Origin of the sequence: Sorangium sp. So ce281 (assembly GCF_051527395.1) — a bacterium.
Taxonomy (GTDB): Bacteria; Myxococcota_A; Polyangia; order Polyangiales; family Polyangiaceae; genus Sorangium; species Sorangium cellulosum_B.
Genome location: NZ_CP150322.1, coordinates 281,306 through 301,969, shown reverse-complemented (window position 1 = coordinate 301,969; position 20,664 = coordinate 281,306). Strand labels below are relative to the sequence as shown.

Sequence of the window (20,664 nt, the reverse complement as noted above, 5' to 3'; positions counted from 1 at the left end):
CCTCCTCGGTTACGAGCGCAGGATGCCGATCGATCTCGCCGCCCTGCTCCGCTCGGTCGAGCTGCGACGCGAGGACGAGACCACGGATCCCGGGCCGCTCTCGGCCACGTGGGAGGACCCCGCGGCGTTCCGGCGCGCCCTCTTCGCCTTCGCCGCCGAGCGGACTGGCACGCTCAAGAGCCGCGCTGGAACGGCCTATGACGTCTACGCCGACGCCGTGCTGCGGCACGCCGCCTCGGACAGGATCGCCTTCGTCGAGGTGCCGAGTCGAGGGGTTCCGGGGCGGCTCCGGTTCTCCGAGCTCCACGCGCGCGCCTCCGCGCTCGCCGCGGCGTGGACGCCCCTCGGCGTCAAGCCCGGCGCCGCGATCGCGATCGTCCTCCCGCCCGGCGTGGCCGGCGTCGTGGCGCTCGCCGCCGCGCTGTACGCCGGCGCGTGCGTCTCCTGGATAACGCCAACGGGCGATCTCGCGCTCGCGGCCGCCATGGAGGCCCTCGCGCCGGCCCACGTCGTGCTCGATCCGAAGGCGCCCGCGAAGGTGGGCGAGAAGCTCGCGAAGAAGGCGCTCCCGATCGCGGCCCCCCCGCGCGCCCCGGCCGCGGGCCCGCACGCCTACGCCCCGAAGGAGCCGTGCCTCGGCGCGCTCTCCCCCCTCCGCGCGCCGTTCGGGACAGCCACCCTCGTCCCCGCCGAGGCGGTGGTCTCGAGCGCCCTCTCGGACGCGATGCTGGTCCATCGCCTCGCGCCCGGAGAGCGGCTGTCGGCGCCGGGGTTCCACCACGAACAGGCCTTCTTGCCCATGGTGCTGTCGGCGTGGCTCGCGGGCGCGGCGTACGTCTCCGTGCCGCTCGCCACCTTCCAGTCGACCCCCGCCGTCCTCGACGCGGAGGGCGTCAACGTGCTCGGCCTCTCCGCGTCCGCCACCGCGGCGCTGCGCGCCTCGCCCCGCGCGTGGCCGGGCTCGCTCAAGGCGCTGTTCCGCGACGTGGGGGAGCCGCTCGACTGGATGGAGACGCGCGCCGCGCTCGCCGGGAACAACCTCGGCAAGCTGCCCCTCTCCAGCCTGCTGCTCGACACGGCGGCGGGGGGCACCGTGCTGTTCTCGGCGCGGCGTCCTCAGGGGATCAACGCCAAGACGCTGCCTTCTCCCGGGGTGCCGTGGGACCTCTTCGATCCCGCCACGAAGAAGCCCACGCCCGGCGACGCCGGCCTGTTCGTGCGGCGCGGCGACGAGCCGGACAAGGACGGCTATTTCCTGCTCGCCCGCGTGGCGTCGGAGTACCTGTGGGGCAGCACGCTCACCCCTCGGCGGTCAGCGCGGGTGTTTCCGGGAGAGGCCTTGTCGCTCGCGGTGAGCGAGCTGCCTTTCTGCGAGGGCGCGGCCGTGGTGCCCTTGCCGGGCGCGGCCGCGCGCGGCGACACGCGGTTCGTGCTGTGCGTGTTCATCGGCGCACGGCAGAGCGAGCCGAGCTTCGCCGACGCGATCGACAAGCTCGTCCGCGAGCGCCTCGGGCCAGACTACACCCCCGACGCGGTGGAGCTCTTCCCGCTGTACGGACGCGGAGAAGGCAAGAAGGTCGACCCGGAGTGGTGCGCCTCCAACTACCGCGCCGGCCGCCTCCACGCGCGCGCCGCGAACCCGGGCGTCGCCGCGCTCGTGGAGCTGCGGCGGCGGCTGACCTCACCGCCCCCTCGCGGGGAGACCGGCGGATGAGCCTCGGGCCGCGGCCCGCTCGGGTGGGAATCACCTCCCACCTGCGGGGAATTGGGTCCTCGCCGGCGTGACGGGTACGTTCGCGCTCGGCCGCCCGTGTATGACAACGAGATCAGGCAGGCGCTGGACCGAGGGCTCCAGCTCATCGGCACACAGGGAGTGTCCCTCGCCCCTTGAACAACGCCGACGACGCCCGCCCGTACATCGAGAGCGCGCTCCGGGCCATCGTCTCGGATCTCGATTGGCACCTCGGCGTGGACGGGATGCGAGCGATGATGGCGCCCCCTCGGGTCAACCCGCTGGCGCGCGTGATCCTCACCACCTCGACCATGGTCCGCCAGCACGTGAACGGCATCACGGAGTACTTGCGAGGCACGCTGATCGACGAGACCACCGCGATCAACGGCAATTTCATGAGCTGGACGGAGTGGTACGGGGGCGTCTTCAACGCGGTGCCCGCCGCGTTCTTTCCGCCTCGCGACAAGGCGGTCATGTACGATCCTCGCCCCAAGATCGGCGTCACGACCGCGGCCGCCGCGCTTGCCGGGGTCCACGTCTCCAGCACCCAGGAAGTCCGTATTCGGCTCGCCACGACGCACATGGGCGGCGCCATCGCCCGCACGAAGGCGGATCTCCAGACAGCGCTCGAAGCGGAGCTGCAGATCCCCCGGCGCCTCCAGCATCCAGAGAGGGTGCGCCAGCACCTCTGATCCCGAAAACTTCACTCCTCCCCTGGCCTCGGGCATGCTCGCGCTCCTGCGAGAGGAGCGCCTTCCATGTCCGGTCCCCAGGTCGTCGCCGGCGCGACCATGATGTGCAGCTTCGGGCTCGCCCCCTCGACGCTCGCCGTGCTCCCCGTGAAGGGCGTGCTCGCGAGCGCGCCCTCCGCGAACATCGCCGACATGGCGGCGGTGGTGACCATCCCCCCGTTCGGCGCCTGCACCTCGCTCGCCAATCCGACCGTGGCCTCGGCCACCGCGGCCGCGCTGGGCGTGCTCACGCCCATGCCGTGCGTGCCGGTCCCGGCCGGGACGTGGCTGCCGGGCAACACCAAGGTGATGATCAAAGGGCCGCCGGCCACCGACGTCTCCTGCAAGCTCATGTGCTCCTGGGGCGGGGTCATCCAGGTGCTCAATCCAGGGCAATTCAAGGTGATGGACGTCTGAGGCATGCTCGATCCCGCGCTCCTCGACAAGGCGCTCTCAGGCGGCGGAAAGGACGCCGAGGACGGCCGTCTCTCCGCGCTCGAGAGCGCCATGGCGAACGACCCGATCGGCGGCGCGGATCTGGCCCGGAGCGCCCTCGAAAAAGGGGTGACCGACGTGCGCGTCATCACCGCGTATGCGCTCGGCCTGTTCGCGGAGCAGGGGCCCCAGGCGCTCGCGCCGATCTTCACCTCCCTCCGGAAGGCCGTCGCCGAGAGGTGGAGCGCGCTGCGCCCCGCGGAGCGCAAGGAGCGGACGGTCGATGGGGCGTATTCGACGCTCTTCCGGACGATCGTCCAGCACATCGACGTCCATGAGAAGATGAAGGACGCGACCTTCAGGCAGTGGAGCCGCGCCGATCACGACGCCGTCGGCGGGCCCGCGCTCCTCGCCTCGGCCGCGCTTCGAGAGGCCATCACCCAGGTGCTCCCGGCGCCTCGCTCGACGGACGCGCTCTCCGAGCTGGAGGCCCGCGTGAGGACGCACTTCGATCGGATCGCCGCGCCCGCCAGGCCGGCCCCGCGGCCCGAGCCGCCCGCCGACATCGCGCCGGAGGCCCCGGAGGCCCCCGAGGACGACCCAGCTCCCGCCTCGGAGACAGTGCCCGCCCGCGTCTCTCCCTGGCGCGCGCCGGACATCTCCGCTCCTTCGGGCACGCTGCGCATCTCGCCGGCGTTCGCGCACCTCCTCCGGAAGCTCGAGGCCTTCAGCCTGCTGGTCGAGAGCGGGCAATATCCGAAGGCGGCGGTCGTCGCGGACGACCTCCGCCGCACCCTCAAGAGCTTCGATCCCAAGGTGTTCTTCCCCGACGTCTTCGTGCCCTATTTCCAGGCGCTCTCCTCGCACATCGACGAGATCGCGCCCTGCTGGGAAGAGATGGGCAGTCCGCGGTGGGAGGCGCTGGAGCAGCTCTACCAGGTGGACCTGGACGCCTTCGTGGACGGGTGACCGGCGGTGGCCGCGCCCGCATTGCCCGCCTCCTCCGGCCCGCCGGACGCGCCCCCCGCGGGTGAGCTGGAGTCGGCGCTCGCGAAGCACGCGCGGCGATTCGAGCCGTGGGCGCTCTACCGGCTCGTCCAGCGCCTCTTTCCGGGCCGCCCCATCCACCTCCGGGGCCGCTCGTCCGCCGCGCCGCAGCCCTCGGCCGTGGATTCCATCGGATTCGGCCCCGCCGGAGTGACCATCACGCTGAACCTGGGCCTCCGGTCGGCCACGTCGGCGCTCCCGTCGTATTTCCGGGAGCTGGAGGCCGATCCGCGGCTCGGGCCGCCCCTCTTCACGCTGATCGAGCGCATCGACGCGGCGCTCCTCCGCGACAGGCTCGAAGCCCTGGACCCCGGATCGAGCGGCTGGCTCGCTCCGGCGGGGCGGTACCTCGGCGAGAGGCTGCGGCAAATCTCGCGGCTCGCGACGCCCTCGGGGCTGCATTGGCTCTTTTCGCGGGCATTCCCCGAATTTCAGGTCTCCGTCCGGAGAGGGATGTTCACCGAAAGGCTCGCTGCCATGGCGGCCGAGCTCGGGCGAGCGGCGCTCGGCTCGGCCATGCTCGGCGGCACCGTGCGCTCACCGACGTGGGGGTTCGACGTCGTGCTCAACAAGACGTGGAACGACACGTGGACCGAAAATGACTGGCCCGTCGAGGTGATGCGCCGGCTGAAAAACACGGTATGGCGCGGGCTCGACCCCACCGAGGCGCTCCTCCGCGTCTGGCTCGTCGATCCGGACGGGCGCGCGGCGCTCCGGCTCGGCGACGGCAGGGTGGGAGTGGAGCCCCTCGTCGTGGCCTCGCGGCCCGAAGTGCGCCTGATGTTCGAGGGTCGCGCGCCGCGCTCGCGCGGCGATTGAAGCGGGGCGGACCGGGGCTGCACCGCGCTTCTTTGGCCCTGGGCGCTGGACCGTGAAATGCTGGCCATATCGCGCTGGAAGGCGGTCAGGCTCGTGACGCCTGCTCCGCGGTGTGAGAGCCCGCGCCCAGGAGAAGATCGTGAGCAATCAATTTCCCTATCCTTTCCCAGAACGGTTCCGTTCCCGGCTGATGCTCCGTTACCGGACGCGCATCAGCGGGACGGAGGCGCAGAAGAAGCTGCCCTTCCGGCTGCTCGTGCTCGGCAACTTCACCGGGGACCACGCTCACGCCGAAGGTGAATACGCAAACCGGGCCTCCCACCTCCCCTCCCTCTACGACAGGCCCATTCGCTCGTACGTCTTCGGCGTGCTGGGCGCCAGGGTGGACAAGTTCATGGGGGAGCTGCTCCCCTATGTGAAGCTCGAGCCGGGGCTCGCCACCGACCTGCCCGGGACCATGACGAACCTCCAGCTCACGGGCGCTCTTCCCGCCAGCAAGGCGCCCGAGGGAGCGCCCGAGAGCGTGCAAGTGAAGCTCTCCGGCTCGGCGAGCTTCACGAGCACCGAGGACCAGAACGGCCTCTGCAAGGTGGCCGGCAAGCTCTCCTTCGGCGCCCAGGTCGAGCTCGTCGCTGACAGCCTGCCCACGATGATCGACGCGGGCCTCGGCGGCGGCGGCAAGGTGCGCGGCCTGTTCACGATCCCGGCGCGGGACGAGCCCGTCGGCGTCGTCGCGGGCGTGGTCGAGACGGTCGGCAAGGGCGAGAGGGCCTTCAGAACGAGGCTTTACGTCCAGAAATCGGAGCAGGACGACACCAAGGTCGTGGCCACGCCGATCACGATGACTCAGTGGGCAGGCCTGGTCCCGGACGAGCAGAAGGGCTTCGCCGTGGACGCGGCGGCGGCCGTCGATCGGGCGACCCAGCAGGTCACGGACGCGGGCGCGCAGAAGACCGCCACCGACGCCCTGAGCATCGATGCCCTGCCGGACGCCGTGAAGACCGCGCTCGGCGCCACGACGCTGCAAGACGCGAAGGACGCCGCCGACGCCTCGGTGAAGGCCGCGGCCGCGGCCAAGGGCGCCGCGGACACCGCGAAGACCGCCACCGATGCCTCGGCGACCAAGGTCGCCGCGCTCGACGGCAAGAGCGGCGCGGATCTGGACAAGGCCGCTGCCGACGCGGAGGCCGCGCTGCAGAAGGCCCGCGACCTGAACGATTTCGCGAAGTCGGCGGGCGGGGCCGCCAAGGACGCCGCCAGCGCCGCGAAGGCGGCTTACGACGCGCTCGCCGCCCTGATCGCCAAGGGGCAGAGCGCCACCGCCGCGGACGCCACCGACGCCGGGACCCAGGTCCGGAAGGACGTCGCCACCAGGGCCCAGGCCAGCGCCGAGGGCGTGAAGACGTCGTCGGACGCGCTGAACGCCGCTCCCCTCTCGCCGATCCCGCCGGTCGTGCCGAACGGCAAGATCCCCTTGAACGCCGAGCGCGTCCTGCCGTTCGACTCCATCGCTGCGTTCCATCCGGACACCATCGCGTCGAACATCCCTGAGCTGAACCGCCTCGGGATCATCAGCGAGCTGCTCGGATCGCTCAAGAGCGAGCTGCGCAACGTGCCCGCGCTCCGCGACACGATGCGCGCCGCCCTGGAGAACGACACGTCAGGCCTCCTCGCCCTGCAGGCCGCTCTGCAGCCCGGCTACCAGCAGCTCGCCATCGTGAAGCCCGCGGCGCCCCTCGTCGCGTCGGCCGGCGGCCCGCCGGAGCTCCAGAGGGCGGTGCTCAGCGCGGTCGGCTCCTCCGTGGGAGAGACGGTCGACAAGAACGGGGCGCTGGCGCTCGTCAAGCTGGAGGGCCCGGCCCCCCAGAACGGCGCGCCCGTGCGCTATTCGAAGGTCGAGTTCCGCGATCACGACGTCACCGTGAGCGACGGCGCGAGGCTCATGAACGAGCTCGCCGCGCTCCTCCTCAACGTCGACATCGTGACGACCAAGCCGACCGGGCCTCTTTCGCCCGGCTCGAAGCTCAAGCTGTATTCCGGCAAGGGCGCCAACCTGAGCGAGCTCCTCGACGTCTGCTCGAAGCTCAGCGCCCAGGTGGATCGACAGCTCAGCGAGTACCTGGACAAGGTCTACCACACTCCCGCGGTCCAGGAGCTGGAGCGGAACTGGAAGGGGCTCGAAGATCTCTGCCAGTACGTCCAGCAGGAGAACATCGTGATCGATTTCCTCGACGTCACGCGCGAGGAGCTGCGCAACGACTTCCTGGATCACGACTCCGACATCTTCTCCAGCGCGCTCTTCCGCAAGGTCTACATCGAGGAGTACGACCGGTACGGCGGGGAGCCCTTCGCGACCATGCTCGGCCTCTACGAGTTCGAGGACGTGCGGGGCGACGGCGCCGACATCAAGTGGCTGCGCACCATGTCGAAGATCGCGGCGTCCGCGCACTGCCCGTTCCTCGCCTCGGCGAACAGCAAGTTCATGGGCAAGGACTCGATGCAGGACGTGGCCGATCTGGCCGATCTCGACGCCGTCCTGTCCAACCCGAAGTACGGCAAATGGGACGCCTTCCGCGACGAGGACTACGCCGCCTACATCGGCCTGATCCTGCCGCGGTACCTCGTCCGGACGCCGTGGGGCTCGACGGGAGAGCCCGAGCTCGGCAACGAGATCGCCTATGAAGAGACGGTGCACCCCGAGCGGCCGGGCGACGAGAACAACTTCCTCTGGGGCAACCCCGTGGTGCTGTTCGGCAAGAACCTCATCCGCTCGTACGCGACGAGCGAGTGGGCGCAGCACATCCGCGGCCCGAAGGGCGGCGGCAAGGTGGACGGGCTCACCGTCTTCTCGTACACGCGCAAGGACGACGAGATCGTCTACGGCACGAGGGCCATCGGGGTCGACGGCAAGGAGGAGTTCCTCCCGCCCGTCGAGATCGTGATCCCCGATTACCGAGAGTACCAGTTCGCGAGGAACGGGCTCATCGCGCTCGTGCACAAGAAGGGCGAGGCGGTCGCCACGTTCTTCAGCGCCCAGTCCGTGAAGAAGGGCAGGACCTTCCTCGAGGACGTCGCGACGAAGAACTCCTTCCTCGTCACGAACCTCGCGTACACCTACTCGATCACGATCATCGCGCACTACGTCAAGGCGATGGTGCGCGACTACATCGGGTCGACCGCGGACGGCGACTACATCCAGAAGTCGCTCGCCGAGTGGCTCTCCGGCTACGTCACCACCGTGACCAACCCGGACGATCTCACGCTCCGCTACTACCCCTTCAAGGCCACCTCGGTGACCGTCGAGCCGAAGCCCGGACCGTTCGGCTGGTACAAGTCGGTCATCTCGGTCCTCCCGCACGTGCAGTTCGAGGGCATGGACGTCGAGCTGCGCCTCGAAGCCAGCCTGGGCGGCAAGTGATCCCGAAGCGATCCGAGGAAAGGACGAGCTGCCATGCCTGAATACAGAAGAAGCCTCGATATCTACCAGGGATACAACTACAAGAAGGACAAGCAGACCCCGGTCGGCTACCTGACCAAGATCAAGGTCGCCGGCACGGATCTCACGGTCGATCAGACCTGCAAGGACCCGACGAACCCCACCACGGATCTCAAGTGCGTGGCGGTGCTGAGCGGCGCCCTGTGGGAGACGGGCGTCACCGACGCGGTGTACCTCTCCGGCCAGGTCTCGGCGCCGAACCGGCAGACCCTCGCGAGCCTGATCATCAACAGCCTGACGAGCGTCGAGGTCGTGTACCAGTTCGCGGTGTACGACTACGACCCCGTCGCGAAGAAGTACTACCTCGCGTTCCACGCGAACCAGACCGACATGAACGGCCTGCTCGAGAAGCGCGGGGAGGACCTCAACGTCTCGGTCGCCGACGACGCCTCCCTCGAGGTGCAGTCTCCGATCAACTACTCGTTCCAGATCGGGATCAAGCCGCAGCCCAGCGCGCAGACCCTCCACATCGCGACCGCCGATCAGAAGAACGTCGTCAAGTCCTGGGGCCTGGCCCTCGGCTGACGGGAGACGACATGGAGAGCCTCGCCCGCGTCGACTGGCACCTCGGACAGATCCTCCGCCCGGAAGACTTCGAGTCTCTGGAGGAGTCCCTGTCCGAGGAGTCTCGCGCGCGGGCCGAGGCTCCCGGGCTCCCGGCGTACGGCTGGATCGAGCTGGAATGGGATCCCGGCGACCTCTCGCGCGGCATCCTGCGCCTCGAGAGGGCGACGGCCGCCATGCCGGGCGGGCCGATCGTGCGCTCCTCCGACAACCTCGCTCTCCCGGAGCCCGTGAAGCTCAAGGCCGCGGGCACGCCCGAGGTCGACGTGTACTTCCACGTGCTCCCCGCGGAGCCCGCCGAGGGCCAGCGGGCGGGCGCCGTGGGGACCCCCCGCGTCACCCTCCGATCCGAGCTGTCGTTCAAGGAGGCGTCCGCGCGCGGCCGATCGCTCCACGTGGGGCGCTTCGAGACGCGGGACGGCAAGGCGTTCCACGTCGCTCCGGCCGTCGTCCCACCCCTCCTCCGGCTCCGATCGACGCCTCATCTCCACGCCCGCCTCGTCGGGTTGCGAGACCGGCTCACCCGGTACTCCGACGAGCTCCGCAAGCACGTGGCCCAGGCCCGGAGGTCGGCCGGCCCCACGCAGGCCTTCCTGCGCGGGCGCGGCGAGGTGATGAAGGCCGTCGCCCTCCTCGACGACGCGCTCCTCGACGCCCCGCAGGGCGCCGAGAGCCGCTCGCACGCGCGCCTGCACCCGCACACCGTGCTCGCGGCGCTGCGGTCGCTCCTCGTGGAGCTCCACCTCGTCGAGGGCACGCTGCCCGACAGCCTCCTTCCGAGGTACGATCACGACGACCTCGGCGGCCTGTTCGGCGACTTGATCCACGCGATCGAGGCCCGGATCGACGGGCTGCCCCTCACGACGCCGACCATCCAGCTCGTCGAGTCGGAGGGCCGCTTCGTGGCGCAGGACATCCCCGAGGACGTGCTCGACGCGCCGGAGATCTACCTCGTGATCGAGCGCCCGACGCCGTACGGCGAGATGCCCCTCGAGCGATACAACGTGCGCCTCGGCGAGCCGAGCCGGCTGCCATGGATCAACCAGCACTCCACGCGCGGGATCCGCCCCGCCCGGACGAGCGCCTCCCCCGCCGACTTCGGCTCTCGGTTCGACGTCTACGCGCTCCCGAAGCCCGACGGCAAGCAGCGGCAGCGGCTCGAGGGGCACCGCGTGGACACGCAGCGCATGGAGCCGCACCGCCTGGACACGCAGCGCGTGGAGCCGCACCGCCCGGACACGCAGCGCGTCGCCACGCCCGAAGAAGAGTGGAAGTACGTGCGTGCCAGCCGCTCCATCGGCTTCCTGCGCCCGAAGGAGCTGGAGGGCATCCGCGCCGCCCTCTACTGGACCTATCCGGCGAGCACGGCGCGCTGAGGGCGGACGATGAGCCTCCTGGGACGTCTGGCCGGTGAGCGCATGGAGCCCGCGCTGAAGTCGGTCGCGCGGAACCTCGCGACCGTGCTGAACGCGAAGAAGGGATATGCCGAGGCGGCGGAGGTCTTCGGCCTCGGCGACTACGACGAGCACCTCGCGACGACCCCGCTCATCGAGACCCTGGGCCGCGAGATGCTGAAGCTCATCGAGGACTACGAGCCGCGCGCCGAGAAGCCGGTGCTCACCTTCCTCGGCGCGGACAGCACCCTGTACGCGGCCTTCCAGCTGCAGTGCGAGGTCGAGGGGAGCCCCGCGGCCTTCTGGATCCGGATGCACACGATCCTGCGCTACGTGACCGTCGAGCCCATGGCCCCGGGGCCGGACGGAGGGAGGGCGCCCGCGTGAACGACCGGCTCGCCGCCACCCTGACGCTCACCTGCGGCGGCACGGCCCACACGATCGAGGGCGGCAACGTGCGCGGCTTCTCGCTCCGCCTCACGCCGTGGGGCGCCGAAGGAACGGTGGAGTTCGTCCTCCAGGACGACCAGACACGAGGCGGCCAGTACACGGACGGCGTGCTCGCCGACTTCCAGAAGCCCGATCTCGCCGAGGTGAGCCTCTCCGTCGCCGCGGTGCGCTCGGACGCGCAGAAGGACGCTACCATCCCGGCGATCGCGACGCGCGGCCTCGTCGTCGAGCGGAGCGTGACCGAGAAGATCCACGACAAGGGCTTCGCGGAGCGCCCGGTGCTCTACCGCAGATATCGGGTCCGCTTCGTGGACGCGGCGCGCGCCCTCTGGAGGCAGCACCACCCGACGCTGCTCACCGTGGACCAGTCGTTCCAGGACGTCCTCGACGCCAACAAGGGCGACAAGATCGCGCTCTCCTACGACTGGGACACGCTGTCCGCCGCGGTGCCGATGGTGTTCTTCCACCTCCACAGGGCCGCGGGCGCGAGCTTCTACGATCTCGTGATCTGGTACGTGAGCCACAAGGCGGGCGTCCTGACGTTCGATCACACGGCCGGGACCTACAAGCTCTCCAAGACCAAGGACGCCTCGGGGACGGCGGCGGTCCTGCCGCGCGAGGACGTTGTCGACTTGACCTGGGAGATCGCCGAGCCCGTGCGGTACGCCCCGCGCGTCCTGAACGTCTCGGCGGCGTCCCCGGAGCTCTCGGCGATCACGAACCAGGACGCCGCGACTGGCATTTACGAGGACATGGTGATCTGCACCGACGTCGCGCAGGAGGGCGACGATCAGGTGACCGCCGAGACAGCCCGCGCGCGCGCGCCCGCGACCCGGTTGGCCCTCTCGTTCGCGCGGTTCCCCGCCGTGCCTGTCTCCCCGGGCAGCCTGGTCACCGTGTCGACGAGCGGCGGGTTCCCGAGCTCCATCCGCACGCCCCCGGGCGACCTGCGCGTGCTCGATCTCTCGATGTCGGCGCGCGCGCTCGATCAGGGCCCCGAGGCGGACTACGGCGACACCGCGACGGGGTTCGAGATCGAGCTCGGCCTCCTGCTCGAGGACCAGGACGACCCCTTCGTGTCCCTCCCGCCGTTCGTCCCCCCGAAGTTCCCGGGCTACCTCGAAGGAAAGTGCGTGAGCGCGGTCGGCGAGGACACCGACGTCACCTACGAGATCACCGCGAACGAGACCACGTCCGTGGACGAGTACAAGGTCGAGATCCCGTCCTTCGAGAGCAAGCAGATCAAGGCGCCGTACATGTCGGCGCAGGCGACGGGCACCTTCTACCTGCCCGTCTACAAGAACGAGCGGGTGCGGCTCGCGTGCTTCTTCGATCGCGCGGAGATCGTCCGCGTCCTCGACCACCGGCCCGGCGCGCGGGTGCCGCAGGACGGCCAGGGGCAACACCTGCTCTTCGGAAAATCCGACAAGAGCAACACCTCGATGCTCCACGACTACCAGAGCGACAAGCCGGTCCTCCGCGTGCTCCGCACGAACGAGAACGACACGGTGCTCCTGCGCCTCGAAGAGGGCAAGATGACCCTCAAGGTCGAGGAGACGGAAGGGGGAGGGTCGTAGTCGTGGGCAAACTGGTCTGCACCGTGGAGCTCGACAAGGTGGCGGGGATCACCGTCACGATCGAGAACAAGGACGACCAGATCACGCAGACCGTCGCCATGAACGGGACCTCGATCACGCTCACCGTGAAGGGCTCCGACGCGACCAGCACCATCACGCAGACCTCCGCGAAGGTCAGCGTCTCGTGCAAGGAGTTCGAGGTGACGGCCTCCGAGACGATCACCATGAAGTCGACCAAGGCGTCCACCTACCAGAGCGACGACACGATGACCGTGAAGAGCGCGAAGGACATGACCCTCTCGTCGGACAAGGACATCTCGGCGACCGGCACCAACGTGAGCGTCACCGGCAACACGAAGATCGCCCTCTCCGGAGGCGGTCAGAGCACGGTGGATCTGACGTCCTCCGCGGCCAAGGTCGCGTCGATGGAGGTCGACGCCACGGGGCAGACCAAGGTGAGCGTGTCGGGGGCGATGGTCCAGATCAAGGCCGACGCGACGCTCAACGCGGAGTCGACGGGCACGGCCACGCTCAAGGGCAGCCTCACCAACGTGCAAGGCCAGCTCGTGAACGTGGGCTGAGGGAGCGGCGACATGGACGAAGGACCCCAGTTTCGCGCCCTGTTCCACGAAGAGCTCGCGGCGCTCGATCACACCATCGAGGACGGCGTCCGCAGGGGCGACCTCGCGGCCGGGACGGACGATCCCGACGTGCGGAGGCTCATCGAGGCCATGGCGTTCTTCTCGGCGCGCACGCGCGCGTCCGCGAGCGCCGCGATGCGGGCGGCGATCATCCGCCTGGCCGGCGGCCTGCTCGACGATCTGTTCGCCCCGATGCCCGCGGCGGCGCTCCTCCAGGCGGACGGGTGGGGCCTCCTGGACGCGCCGATCGAGCTGCCGGAGAGCACGCAGATGCGGGTCGAGACCTATGACGGGCGGGCGTCGATCTTCTCGACGCGAGGCCCCCTGCACGTGCGGCCGATCCGGATCCGGAAGGCCGAGATCGCGAGGAGCGCGCGCGGCGCGGAGCTGCGCGTCCACCTCGCGGCCAGGGTGCCGCAAAAGGGCCAGATCGAGCTCCCGTTCTTCGTCCGGCGGCACGGCGACTACACCGCCGCGGCCGAGCTGCACGAGGAGCTGCGCCGCCACTTCCTGCGCGCGGTCGCGACGAAGGACGACGGGATCGAGTGCGCCTGCGACGTGTCGTTCGAGCCGCCCGCGCCCGCGAGGCCGTGGGACACCGGCGAGGGCGGCTCGCCGATCGACCGGATCCGCTCCTTCTTTCACGCCCCCGAGCAGGCCTTGCTCTTCCGCGTCTCCGTGCCGGCCGAAGGGCCCGCTCCCGAGCGGATGACGCTGACGATCTCGCTCGGCGCGAGCTTCCCCGAGCAGCTCTCGGTCACGGCCGACACGTTCGCGCTCTTCGTGGTGCCGATGCAGAACGCATGGAGCGATCTGGCCGAGCCGATCTCCGTGGACGGCACGAGCGACGCCCGGCAGGTCCGGCTGCTCCACTCGGCGCTCGAGGGGGTCGAGCCGGTGACGGTGCGCGGCATCTACAGGCCTGTCCAGAAGGTGCTGACGCCTGTCCCGCCGCGCTCGCTCTCGGGCGAGGAAGGGGACTCGTACGAGGCGCTCTTCCCCGAGGACGGCAGCGTGATGGTGCGCGTCTCCTCGCCCGACGCGGTGACCGCGCCGTGGATCGCGCAGGTGGACGCCGTCTGGTCGCAGCCCTCGCTCTGGCAGAACGCGCGCGGCCCGCTGACCGTGCGGCCGCAGCGCAAGAAGGCCCTCGACGGCCTCGCGCTCCGCGTGCTCGGCAACGTGCGGCCGCCCCTGCCGAGCCCCCTCGCCCTCTCGCCCGAGAAGGGGCTGGACGTGCTCGCGCTCAAGCAGAAACCCACGCTCGAAGCGCGCGACCTCCGGGCGCTCCTCACGCTCTTCGGCGCCTCCGGCGCGAGCCCGTTCGCCCGGTTTCCGGGCCGGATCGCCGGCCTCACCGCGTCCTTCGCGCCGGATCCGATCGGCGCGCGCGGCCCGCGAAAGAGGGTGTATCGTGTGGAGATGCAGCGGCCCGCGGCGGGGGAGGAGGCGCTCGCGCCCTGGTTCCACCGGCAGGTCTCGGCGCTGCTCGACGCGTGGAGCCCCGAGCCCGCGGACGTCGAGACGACCTCCCCGCGCGCGGGAGATCAGGAGCTCTCGCCGTGACGCAGGTGGGCAGTCCATCCAGCCCGGCCGCGGCGCCTCGGGAGGACGGGTTGCTCCACCTCTTGCGCGAGGTGACGGCCGCGCACGCGAAGCTCGAGAAGATCATCGAGGACGCGTTCGACGCTGTGCCGGGCCTGCCCGATCTCGTCGTGCTCTCGACCGACATCTCCGACGAGCTGGACCACCTGCGAGGGCGGGTGTCCCGGAAGACGCGCGCGGCGCCCGAGAACGTGCTGCTGCCGCTCGTGTGCCTGTACGACGAGCGCGTGATGCTCCGCGCCGCCCCGCTCGGCGGGAGCGAGGAGTGGCTGCGCGTGCAGCGGCGCGACTACGCGCCTCGCGAGGACGGAGGAGACCTGTTCTTCGAGGAGCTCGCGCCCCTCGTCCCGCGCGCCGAGCAGCTCGCGAATCAGCCCCCCTCGGACGAGCGCGATCGGGTCCTGTTGCTCCTGACCCTGTATCGATTCTGCCTCTCGGAGGGCTTCACCGGCGGCTACGCCGGCGCCCCCGATCTGCTCCGCGAGCGCACGGAGGAGGTGCAGAACGCGCTGCGGCTCCTCGTGCCCCCGGCGCCCCGCGCCTCGCCCCTGGCGATTCCCCGGCCCCCGGAATCCTGGCTTGCGAGGCTGCGAAAGGCGCTCTCGCTCTGAGCGCCGATCGCCGCGGGTGAGGGCAGAGACAGCGCAGACGCCTTTTTTTTGTGGCCGCGCGCCGCCCGTGGTCAGATCCCCCCATGGAGCGCCTTGGCCCGGGGTCCGACGATGCCGCACCGGCGCCGCGCCCGTCCGCGCCGCCGGCGAAGGGCGGAGTCTCGCCCGAGCAGGCGCTCCTCGCCAGCGTCGAGGCCCGCCTCTCCGCCTCGCTCTCGAAGACGGCGGTCGCCGCCGTGCTCGCGCCGCTCCACGAAGCCGTCGGCCCGGGGGCAAAGGTCGACCCAGCGAAGCTCGTGGCCACCTTCGAGACCATCGAGGACCTGCTGGAAGCAGTGGGCTGAGCTGGGATGGATGTCGCGGGCGGCTCCGGCGTGGACGGGTGGTTCATCCTTGGGATCCTCGCGCTCGTCGTCGGGATCCTTTGCTTCGTCGTGCTCGCCGTGGGGTGGATCCGGAAGCGCCGCGCCGCCCAGGGGAAGAAGGCCGAGGACCTGGACCTCGCGGGCGCGTGGCGCAAGGCCGTCGCCGCGATGCCCCGGCGCGAGCGCGACGGCCCCGTGGTCGTCGTGCTCGGAGAGCGGCTGTCGGGGAAGACGACCCTCATCCGCGGAGCCCTGAAGCAAGGCGATCGGTACACGCCGGACGGCCGCGATCTGGACGTGTATTCAGGCAATGGACAGCGCGTCCAGGAGATCGCCGCAGACCTCCTGTTCGACCCGCGGCCCGAGGCCGAGGACGCGCTCCGCAAGCTCTGGAGGGGCGTGGCGCTCGAGGCGCTCCGCGTGATCGTGGTGGTCAATGCGAGCTCGCTCTCGTGGAATGAGGCCGGGCTGCGCGATCTCGGCCGCGTGGTGCGGCGCAAGCTCGAACTCCTCACCGATCTGCGCGGCTCTCCGGTGAACGTGCGCGTCGCGGTCACGCACTGCGACGCTCGCTCCGCCGGGTTCTTACCGCTCTGCGACATCCTCGAAGAGACCAACGCCCGCGGCCCGATCGCGCCGAGGGAGTCCGACGAGCTCCCCCCCGAGTGGCGCCGCGTGACGCCGCTCGGCGCCCGGACCACGAGGTTCCCCGAGCTCGTGGGCTTCGTCTCGTCGGAGGGCCCGGAGACGGTGCGGGCCCTCGGGCCGTTCTTCGAGTCGCTCCTCGCCTCGACGAAGGACGCGCCGATCGTCAACGGCGTGTTCCTCTCGGCCGCGGCCGAGCTGGAGCGCTTCCGCTCCACCGGCGACGCGCTGGCCGAGGATCCCGAGCTCGCGAGCAGCGACCGTCGAGCCCGGGAGCGCCGCTTCATCACGCGCGTGGGGCTCGCGCTGGCCGCGGCGCTGGCGCTCGGGGCGATCGTGTTCACGGTGCAGCGCAGCTCGGTCGAGCGCACCGCGAGCGCCGTCACGATCATGGCGGACGCGGTGAGCCACGGCGACAGGGTGTCGAGGACCGTCGAGGAGAGGGCCGCGGCCGAGGTGCTCCGGATGGACCGCTCTGCCTGGCTGTTCGAGTCGCGGCGCGCCGAGATCGAGGAGCGGTATCGGACCGCCGTCGAGGCGGGAATGCTGAATCCCAAGCTCCAGAGCACCGACCGCGCCGCGCGGATCCGCGCGCTCTCGGTGCTCGACGCGGGCAAGGAGGGCGACCCGCTGCGCGCGATCATCCAGAAAGACGAGGCCGCGTGGGCCGCCGCGCTCGGCATGTCGCCCCGGACCCTGAAGAGCTACCTGACCGTGAGCGACGGCGCGGGTCCGACCGAGAGGGAGCTCTCGAACCTGCCCGAGATCACCGCGTTGCCGCAGGGCTCTTCCCGCGCGGACTGGGCCTCTTTCTTCCGCCGCCTGTCGGACGTGCTGCACGGACAGCGCCTGCGGACCGAGCCCTTGAAGGAGCTCCAGGACAGCGCGGGGGAGCTCGATCAGGCGGTCCACGACGCCGCGGAGCAGTCGGAGCTCGACGAGGCGGCGCGGATACTCCAGGCCCGTCATCCGCACCAGAAGAACCTGTTCGGAAAGGGCACCACCAGCGACGCGGGCCCGTGGATGCAGGAGAACGCGGGCACGCTCCAGCACCTGCTCGCGGCCGTCCGGGGAGCCTCGCTCGACGGGCCGCCGGGCGCGGGCAAAGGCTTGCGGCAGGCCGTCCTGGACCTCCAGGTGATCGCCGTGCCGCCCGAGATCGTGGAGCCGAAAGCGAGAGAGGCCACGGCGGAGATGCCGTCGGACAATCTGCTCGATCGATTGAAGCAGCTCGTCGGGACGGCCGCCGCTCCGGCGGCCGGCGTCGCCTCCGCCGCCGCTCCGGCGGCCGGCGTCGCCTCCGCCGCACCGAGGTCGAGCGCCGCGCCGGCGGCCCCCAACGCGCCGGCGTCGGCCTCGGCGAGCGCGTCCTCGACCGCGGCGGCCAGCGCCGAGCCGGAGGCGAAGAAGCCGCCTGTCTACACCGTGGTCCTCGATGCCCAGTCGTGGAGCTTCGACATGGGCCAGTGGGCCCAGGCCATCGTCGCCGGCCGCGCGCTCGTCTACCTCGACGCCCTGTTCGCGGATTCGTCCAGGCGATCGGTGCTGTTCCCCAGGGACGCGGCGTATCCCCCCGTGCTCCCGCAGCCCGGGCGCGGCGCGTCCACGTACATCGATGGCCTGTACTCGCACGAGGCGTTCACGGCGGAGGTGGAGCCCGGCCTCGCGGGCTTCGAGGCCGCGCTCGCGAGCACGGGACTCGACGTCTCCGAGCGCGAGATCTACCTGCGCCCCACGCGCTCGGCGGCGTCGAGCTACGGCGCGGGGCTGCGCGACGCGACGGACGCGTATTACAAGAGCTTCCAGCTCTCGCGAGGCGGCGCCTCCGCGCTCGCGGCGGACGTGGCCGACATGGTGTCTCCGTCCTCGTTCTTCACCACCTTCCAGAAGCGCGTCGCGGATCAGGCGAGCATCCCGGGCTCGCCGGGGACGCTGCTCCGGCTCGTGGGAGACCCGGTCGCGGACTTCGGCCCGATCGCGCGGCTCCTGACCGGAGAGAACGGCAAGTATCCCGCGCTGGAGCCTTATTACAAGCTCCTCATCACGCTCGTCCCCTCGCTCTCGGACAGGGCCCCTCCGGCGCCGAAGAGGGACGCGCCGCTCGACGATCGCCTGGCCCCGATCGGCGCGCTCGCGCTCTCGGCCCTGCGCACCCCGGCGAAATCCCCCGACGCCGAGGTCGAGGCGTGGCTGAACGACGCGTCCGTGACCGAGTCCCTCCGCCGGCCGTTCCGCCTCGCGGTGCAGCGGGCGCTCGCGCTCGGGAAGGCCGATCTCGACCGCGCGGCGGCCGACGCGTACACAGCGGAGCTCCGCCCGTCCGTGACCCCGATCCTGGGGCGCTTCCCCTTCGACACGCGATCGACGGTGGACGCGCAGGCGGCCGACGTGGAGGCGACGTTCGGGCCCAAGGGCACCTTCTTCGCGTCGTTTGCGTCGCTGATCGGGCCGGTGTGCCGCGAGGGCCCGGCGGGCAGCTACACGCCCCTGGCGGTCCCCTCGGCGGGCGCGGTCGAGGTCCCGGCGGGGGCGCTCCGGCTCGCGTCGTGGGCGCAGGGCCTCCAGAAGATGCTCTTCGGGCCCGACGGCAAGCCGCAGCCCATCGCGTTCCGCATCAAGGCCCCTCCCCTCTCGCCGGTCGAGCCGGAGCGCACGATCACCCTGGCTCTCCTGCAGTCGGGGACAGCCACCTTCTATGCGTTCAATCAGGCCCCTTCATGGCAGCCTTTCCCGGTCGCGTGGTCGCCGGCAGGGGGCCAGGCCAACACATCGAGCGTGGGAATCCAGACCACGCCGACCGGCGGCGGCGAGCCCCGGATCCAGACCATCGACGTCGCGGCCGCGGACTTCTCGTTCTTCCACCTGATCCAGCGCGCCGAGGTCGCGGGCTCGAAGGTCACCTGGAAGGCCCCGCCCGAGTCCCCCGGGGACCCGCGGAGGTACGCTGCGTTCCTGTTCGAGCCGAGCCCCGCGGGGCTGCTCCGGGCGCCGTCCCTCGATTGAGCGCGGATCGCCGGGGAACCGGGGAGGACGAGGAGGACGAGGGAGGGGCGTCGCGGGCGCTCGCCGGCAAAGTGGATCCCTTTGCGCCTTCACGCGATAATCGCCGCGTGCGACTGCCCTGCCTGCCCCTCCCCTTGCTCGCGGCCGCCCTCGCGGCGCCGGCGGTGCTCGGGTGCAAGTCGCAGGTGCAGTTCCACGTGCGCCCGGACGACGCGCTGAACGAGAACCGGCCCTGCTACCTCGTGGTCCGCAACGTCGATTCGAAGACGTACCTCGAAGAGACGTACCAGGCGGCCTCTCTCCAGGTGACGGCGCCGGACGACTCGGTGCTGGAGACAGCCGTGGTGTTCCCCGGCACGAAGAAGGAGATCTCGGTGTCGCCGCCCGCGAAGGGGATGGTGGCGCTCTACGTCTTCTTCTACCACCCGACGGGCGACTGGAAGGCGATCTTCCCCTCCTCCGAGGCGACGTACGACGTCGTGCTGGAGGGGAGCCGGCTGCGCGTCGAGAAGAGGTGAGCCCGGGGCGGAGGCCAGCGGAGAGCGCGCTCGTGAACGGCGAGCACGTGCGGCTTAGAACATGTCTTTCCTGTCTTCGTTGCTCTTGCGGTGCGAGCCGTGGAACACCTTGAGGACGCCGAGCTCCGGCACCGTGTCATTGTTTTCGCCCCACTTCCACCAGCACTCCTTGGGGATGGCGTTGGAGCAGAACCCCTTGGCATCGTGCACGAGCGCCGTGTACACCGCGTTCACGACCGCGGATCGGAACGCTTGACGATACGCTTCATCCCCGAGCTTCTTGCTCCTCAAATATTTCCACGCTCGGTAGTACCACGAGAGGGCCGCGAATGCGCGGTGGTCGTGGCGCGGGCTGTAGAGAGCCCACACGTCGAAGCGCGGGGCGTGGATCGCGTTGCTACGATTCTCGCTCCCGAAGAAGTAGGCCCCTTCACCGACGATGCCGCCGCAGGTGAACGTGAATTGTTTGCCCTGAATCTTGTGGTGAGCCACGGACACCTGTTCGTCCTGTGGTGAGCGCGGCGCCTTGAACGTGTCGTACTTGACGAGAGACGGGGACTTCTTGTCGTCCGCCTTGATCCCGGTGTCGAAGTGGTACCCTCCCCAGGTGTAGAGGAGGAAGAACGACCACACGTTCTTGGCGTTCACGACATCCCTCGTGTTGACGTTGCCCTTGTCCCAGAGGACCGTGTCCTTCACAGGCAAGATCTCGATCATGTCGCGCACATGGGCGACCGCGTCGTCCTCCTTGGTCCCGTACCAGTAGTACCAGCGGTAGCTGGTCCAGCCGCACCTGTTCAAGAACCCTTCGATGCTGCGCACGGTGATGCTCAGCTTGAGCATCGCGAGCTTCTTCGTGAAGCTCTTGACGTAGCGATCGAGGCACCAGAAGTAGCAGTGGTATGTGGTTTTGCTGGTGTTCTTCAGCTTGGCGAGGAGCGACCTGGGCCCCTCGACGTCATGGTCCTGGTCGTGAGGCGGCCCCACCCAGGTGTAATGGACATCGATGATGGTCTTCATCCCGCGTCGCC

General features: G+C 70.3%; 17 protein-coding genes. 16 read left to right on the top strand and 1 reads right to left on the bottom strand.

The genetic code is table 11. The annotated features are described in order from the left end of the window. Nucleotides 1-22 precede the first annotated feature (22 nt). The 16 genes from WMF27_RS01140 (at nt 23) to WMF27_RS01065 (ending at nt 19,633) form a co-directional block, all read left to right on the top strand. Nucleotides 23-1,714 carry an AMP-binding protein gene (locus WMF27_RS01140; RefSeq protein ID WP_437762108.1) on the top strand — a complete coding sequence of 564 codons (1,692 nt, stop codon included), beginning with the start codon at nt 23-25 and terminating at the stop codon, nt 1,712-1,714. A gap of 173 nt (nt 1,715-1,887) precedes the next feature. Then, nucleotides 1,888-2,424: a hypothetical protein gene (locus WMF27_RS01135; protein WP_437762109.1), complete on the top strand. Its 537-nt coding sequence runs from the start codon at nt 1,888-1,890 to the stop codon at nt 2,422-2,424. Between the two features lie 66 nt (nt 2,425-2,490). Next, the gene (locus WMF27_RS01130; RefSeq protein ID WP_437762110.1) at nt 2,491-2,880 is read left to right on the top strand and encodes a DUF4280 domain-containing protein; all 390 of its coding nucleotides are present in this window, start codon (nt 2,491-2,493) and stop codon (nt 2,878-2,880) included. Nucleotides 2,881-2,883: 3 nt separating this feature from the next. Continuing rightward, the gene (locus WMF27_RS01125; protein WP_437762111.1) at nt 2,884-3,867 is read left to right on the top strand and encodes a type VI secretion system protein IglI family protein; all 984 of its coding nucleotides are present in this window, start codon (nt 2,884-2,886) and stop codon (nt 3,865-3,867) included. Nucleotides 3,868-3,873: 6 nt separating this feature from the next. Then, the gene (locus WMF27_RS01120) at nt 3,874-4,764 is read left to right on the top strand and encodes a hypothetical protein (protein ID WP_437762112.1); all 891 of its coding nucleotides are present in this window, start codon (nt 3,874-3,876) and stop codon (nt 4,762-4,764) included. 139 nt (nt 4,765-4,903) lie between these two features. Next, the gene (gene tssC, locus WMF27_RS01115) at nt 4,904-8,182 is read left to right on the top strand and encodes a type VI secretion system contractile sheath large subunit (protein WP_437762113.1); all 3,279 of its coding nucleotides are present in this window, start codon (nt 4,904-4,906) and stop codon (nt 8,180-8,182) included. A 33-nt stretch (nt 8,183-8,215) separates the two neighbouring features. Further along, nucleotides 8,216-8,785, top strand: a complete 570-nt coding sequence (locus WMF27_RS01110; protein ID WP_437762114.1) for a hypothetical protein — start codon at nt 8,216-8,218, stop codon at nt 8,783-8,785. Between the two features lie 11 nt (nt 8,786-8,796). Further along, complete coding sequence (tssK, locus tag WMF27_RS01105) at nt 8,797-10,200, top strand: type VI secretion system baseplate subunit TssK (RefSeq protein ID WP_437762115.1); 1,404 nt, start codon at nt 8,797-8,799, stop codon at nt 10,198-10,200. A 9-nt stretch (nt 10,201-10,209) separates the two neighbouring features. Continuing rightward, entirely contained in the window at nt 10,210-10,605 is a 396-nt protein-coding gene (locus WMF27_RS01100; protein ID WP_437762116.1) for a GPW/gp25 family protein, read from the top strand. After that, nucleotides 10,602-12,245, top strand: a complete 1,644-nt coding sequence (locus tag WMF27_RS01095; RefSeq protein ID WP_437762117.1) for a hypothetical protein — start codon at nt 10,602-10,604, stop codon at nt 12,243-12,245. The genes WMF27_RS01100 and WMF27_RS01095 overlap by 4 nt, the downstream gene beginning before the upstream one ends. 2 nt (nt 12,246-12,247) lie before the next feature. Further along, a complete protein-coding gene (locus WMF27_RS01090; RefSeq protein ID WP_437762118.1) occupies nt 12,248-12,826 on the top strand; it encodes a hypothetical protein in 579 nt (192 codons plus the stop codon). A 12-nt stretch (nt 12,827-12,838) separates the two neighbouring features. After that, nucleotides 12,839-14,452, top strand: coding sequence for a type VI secretion system baseplate subunit TssF (locus WMF27_RS01085; protein WP_437762119.1), 1,614 nt, complete (start codon nt 12,839-12,841; stop codon nt 14,450-14,452). After that, a complete protein-coding gene (locus tag WMF27_RS01080; RefSeq protein ID WP_437762120.1) occupies nt 14,449-15,102 on the top strand; it encodes a hypothetical protein in 654 nt (217 codons plus the stop codon). The genes WMF27_RS01085 and WMF27_RS01080 overlap by 4 nt, the downstream gene beginning before the upstream one ends. Nucleotides 15,103-15,185: 83 nt before the next feature. Further along, nucleotides 15,186-15,446 (top strand): hypothetical protein, encoded by a 261-nt coding sequence (locus WMF27_RS01075; protein ID WP_437762121.1) that lies wholly within the window; start codon nt 15,186-15,188, stop codon nt 15,444-15,446. Nucleotides 15,447-15,452: 6 nt separating this feature from the next. After that, entirely contained in the window at nt 15,453-19,115 is a 3,663-nt protein-coding gene (locus WMF27_RS01070; RefSeq protein WP_437762122.1) for a hypothetical protein, read from the top strand. Nucleotides 19,116-19,222: 107 nt separating this feature from the next. Continuing rightward, nucleotides 19,223-19,633, top strand: a complete 411-nt coding sequence (locus WMF27_RS01065) for a hypothetical protein (protein WP_437762123.1) — start codon at nt 19,223-19,225, stop codon at nt 19,631-19,633. A 54-nt stretch (nt 19,634-19,687) separates the two neighbouring features. Here WMF27_RS01065 and WMF27_RS01060 read toward each other — a convergent pair whose 3' ends face one another. Continuing rightward, nucleotides 19,688-20,653, bottom strand: a complete 966-nt coding sequence (locus tag WMF27_RS01060; RefSeq protein ID WP_437762124.1) for a hypothetical protein — start codon at nt 20,651-20,653, stop codon at nt 19,688-19,690. Nucleotides 20,654-20,664 lie beyond the last annotated feature (11 nt).

Excerpts from the sequence above, each read along its gene's own strand:
- WMF27_RS01125 (WP_437762111.1), top strand. The coding sequence starts at position 2,884 with ATGCTCGATCCCGCGCTCCTCGACAAGGCGCTCTCAGGCGGCGGAAAG.
- WMF27_RS01130 (WP_437762110.1), top strand. The coding sequence starts at position 2,491 with ATGTCCGGTCCCCAGGTCGTCGCCGGCGCGACCATGATGTGCAGCTTC.
- WMF27_RS01060 (WP_437762124.1), bottom strand. The coding sequence starts at position 20,653 with ATGAAGACCATCATCGATGTCCATTACACCTGGGTGGGGCCGCCTCAC.
- WMF27_RS01110 (WP_437762114.1), top strand. The coding sequence starts at position 8,216 with ATGCCTGAATACAGAAGAAGCCTCGATATCTACCAGGGATACAACTAC.
- WMF27_RS01100 (WP_437762116.1), top strand. The coding sequence starts at position 10,210 with ATGAGCCTCCTGGGACGTCTGGCCGGTGAGCGCATGGAGCCCGCGCTG.
- WMF27_RS01070 (WP_437762122.1), top strand. The coding sequence starts at position 15,453 with ATGGATGTCGCGGGCGGCTCCGGCGTGGACGGGTGGTTCATCCTTGGG.
- WMF27_RS01085 (WP_437762119.1), top strand. The coding sequence starts at position 12,839 with ATGGACGAAGGACCCCAGTTTCGCGCCCTGTTCCACGAAGAGCTCGCG.
- WMF27_RS01140 (WP_437762108.1), top strand. The coding sequence starts at position 23 with ATGCCGATCGATCTCGCCGCCCTGCTCCGCTCGGTCGAGCTGCGACGC.
- tssK (WP_437762115.1), top strand. The coding sequence starts at position 8,797 with ATGGAGAGCCTCGCCCGCGTCGACTGGCACCTCGGACAGATCCTCCGC.
- WMF27_RS01075 (WP_437762121.1), top strand. The coding sequence starts at position 15,186 with ATGGAGCGCCTTGGCCCGGGGTCCGACGATGCCGCACCGGCGCCGCGC.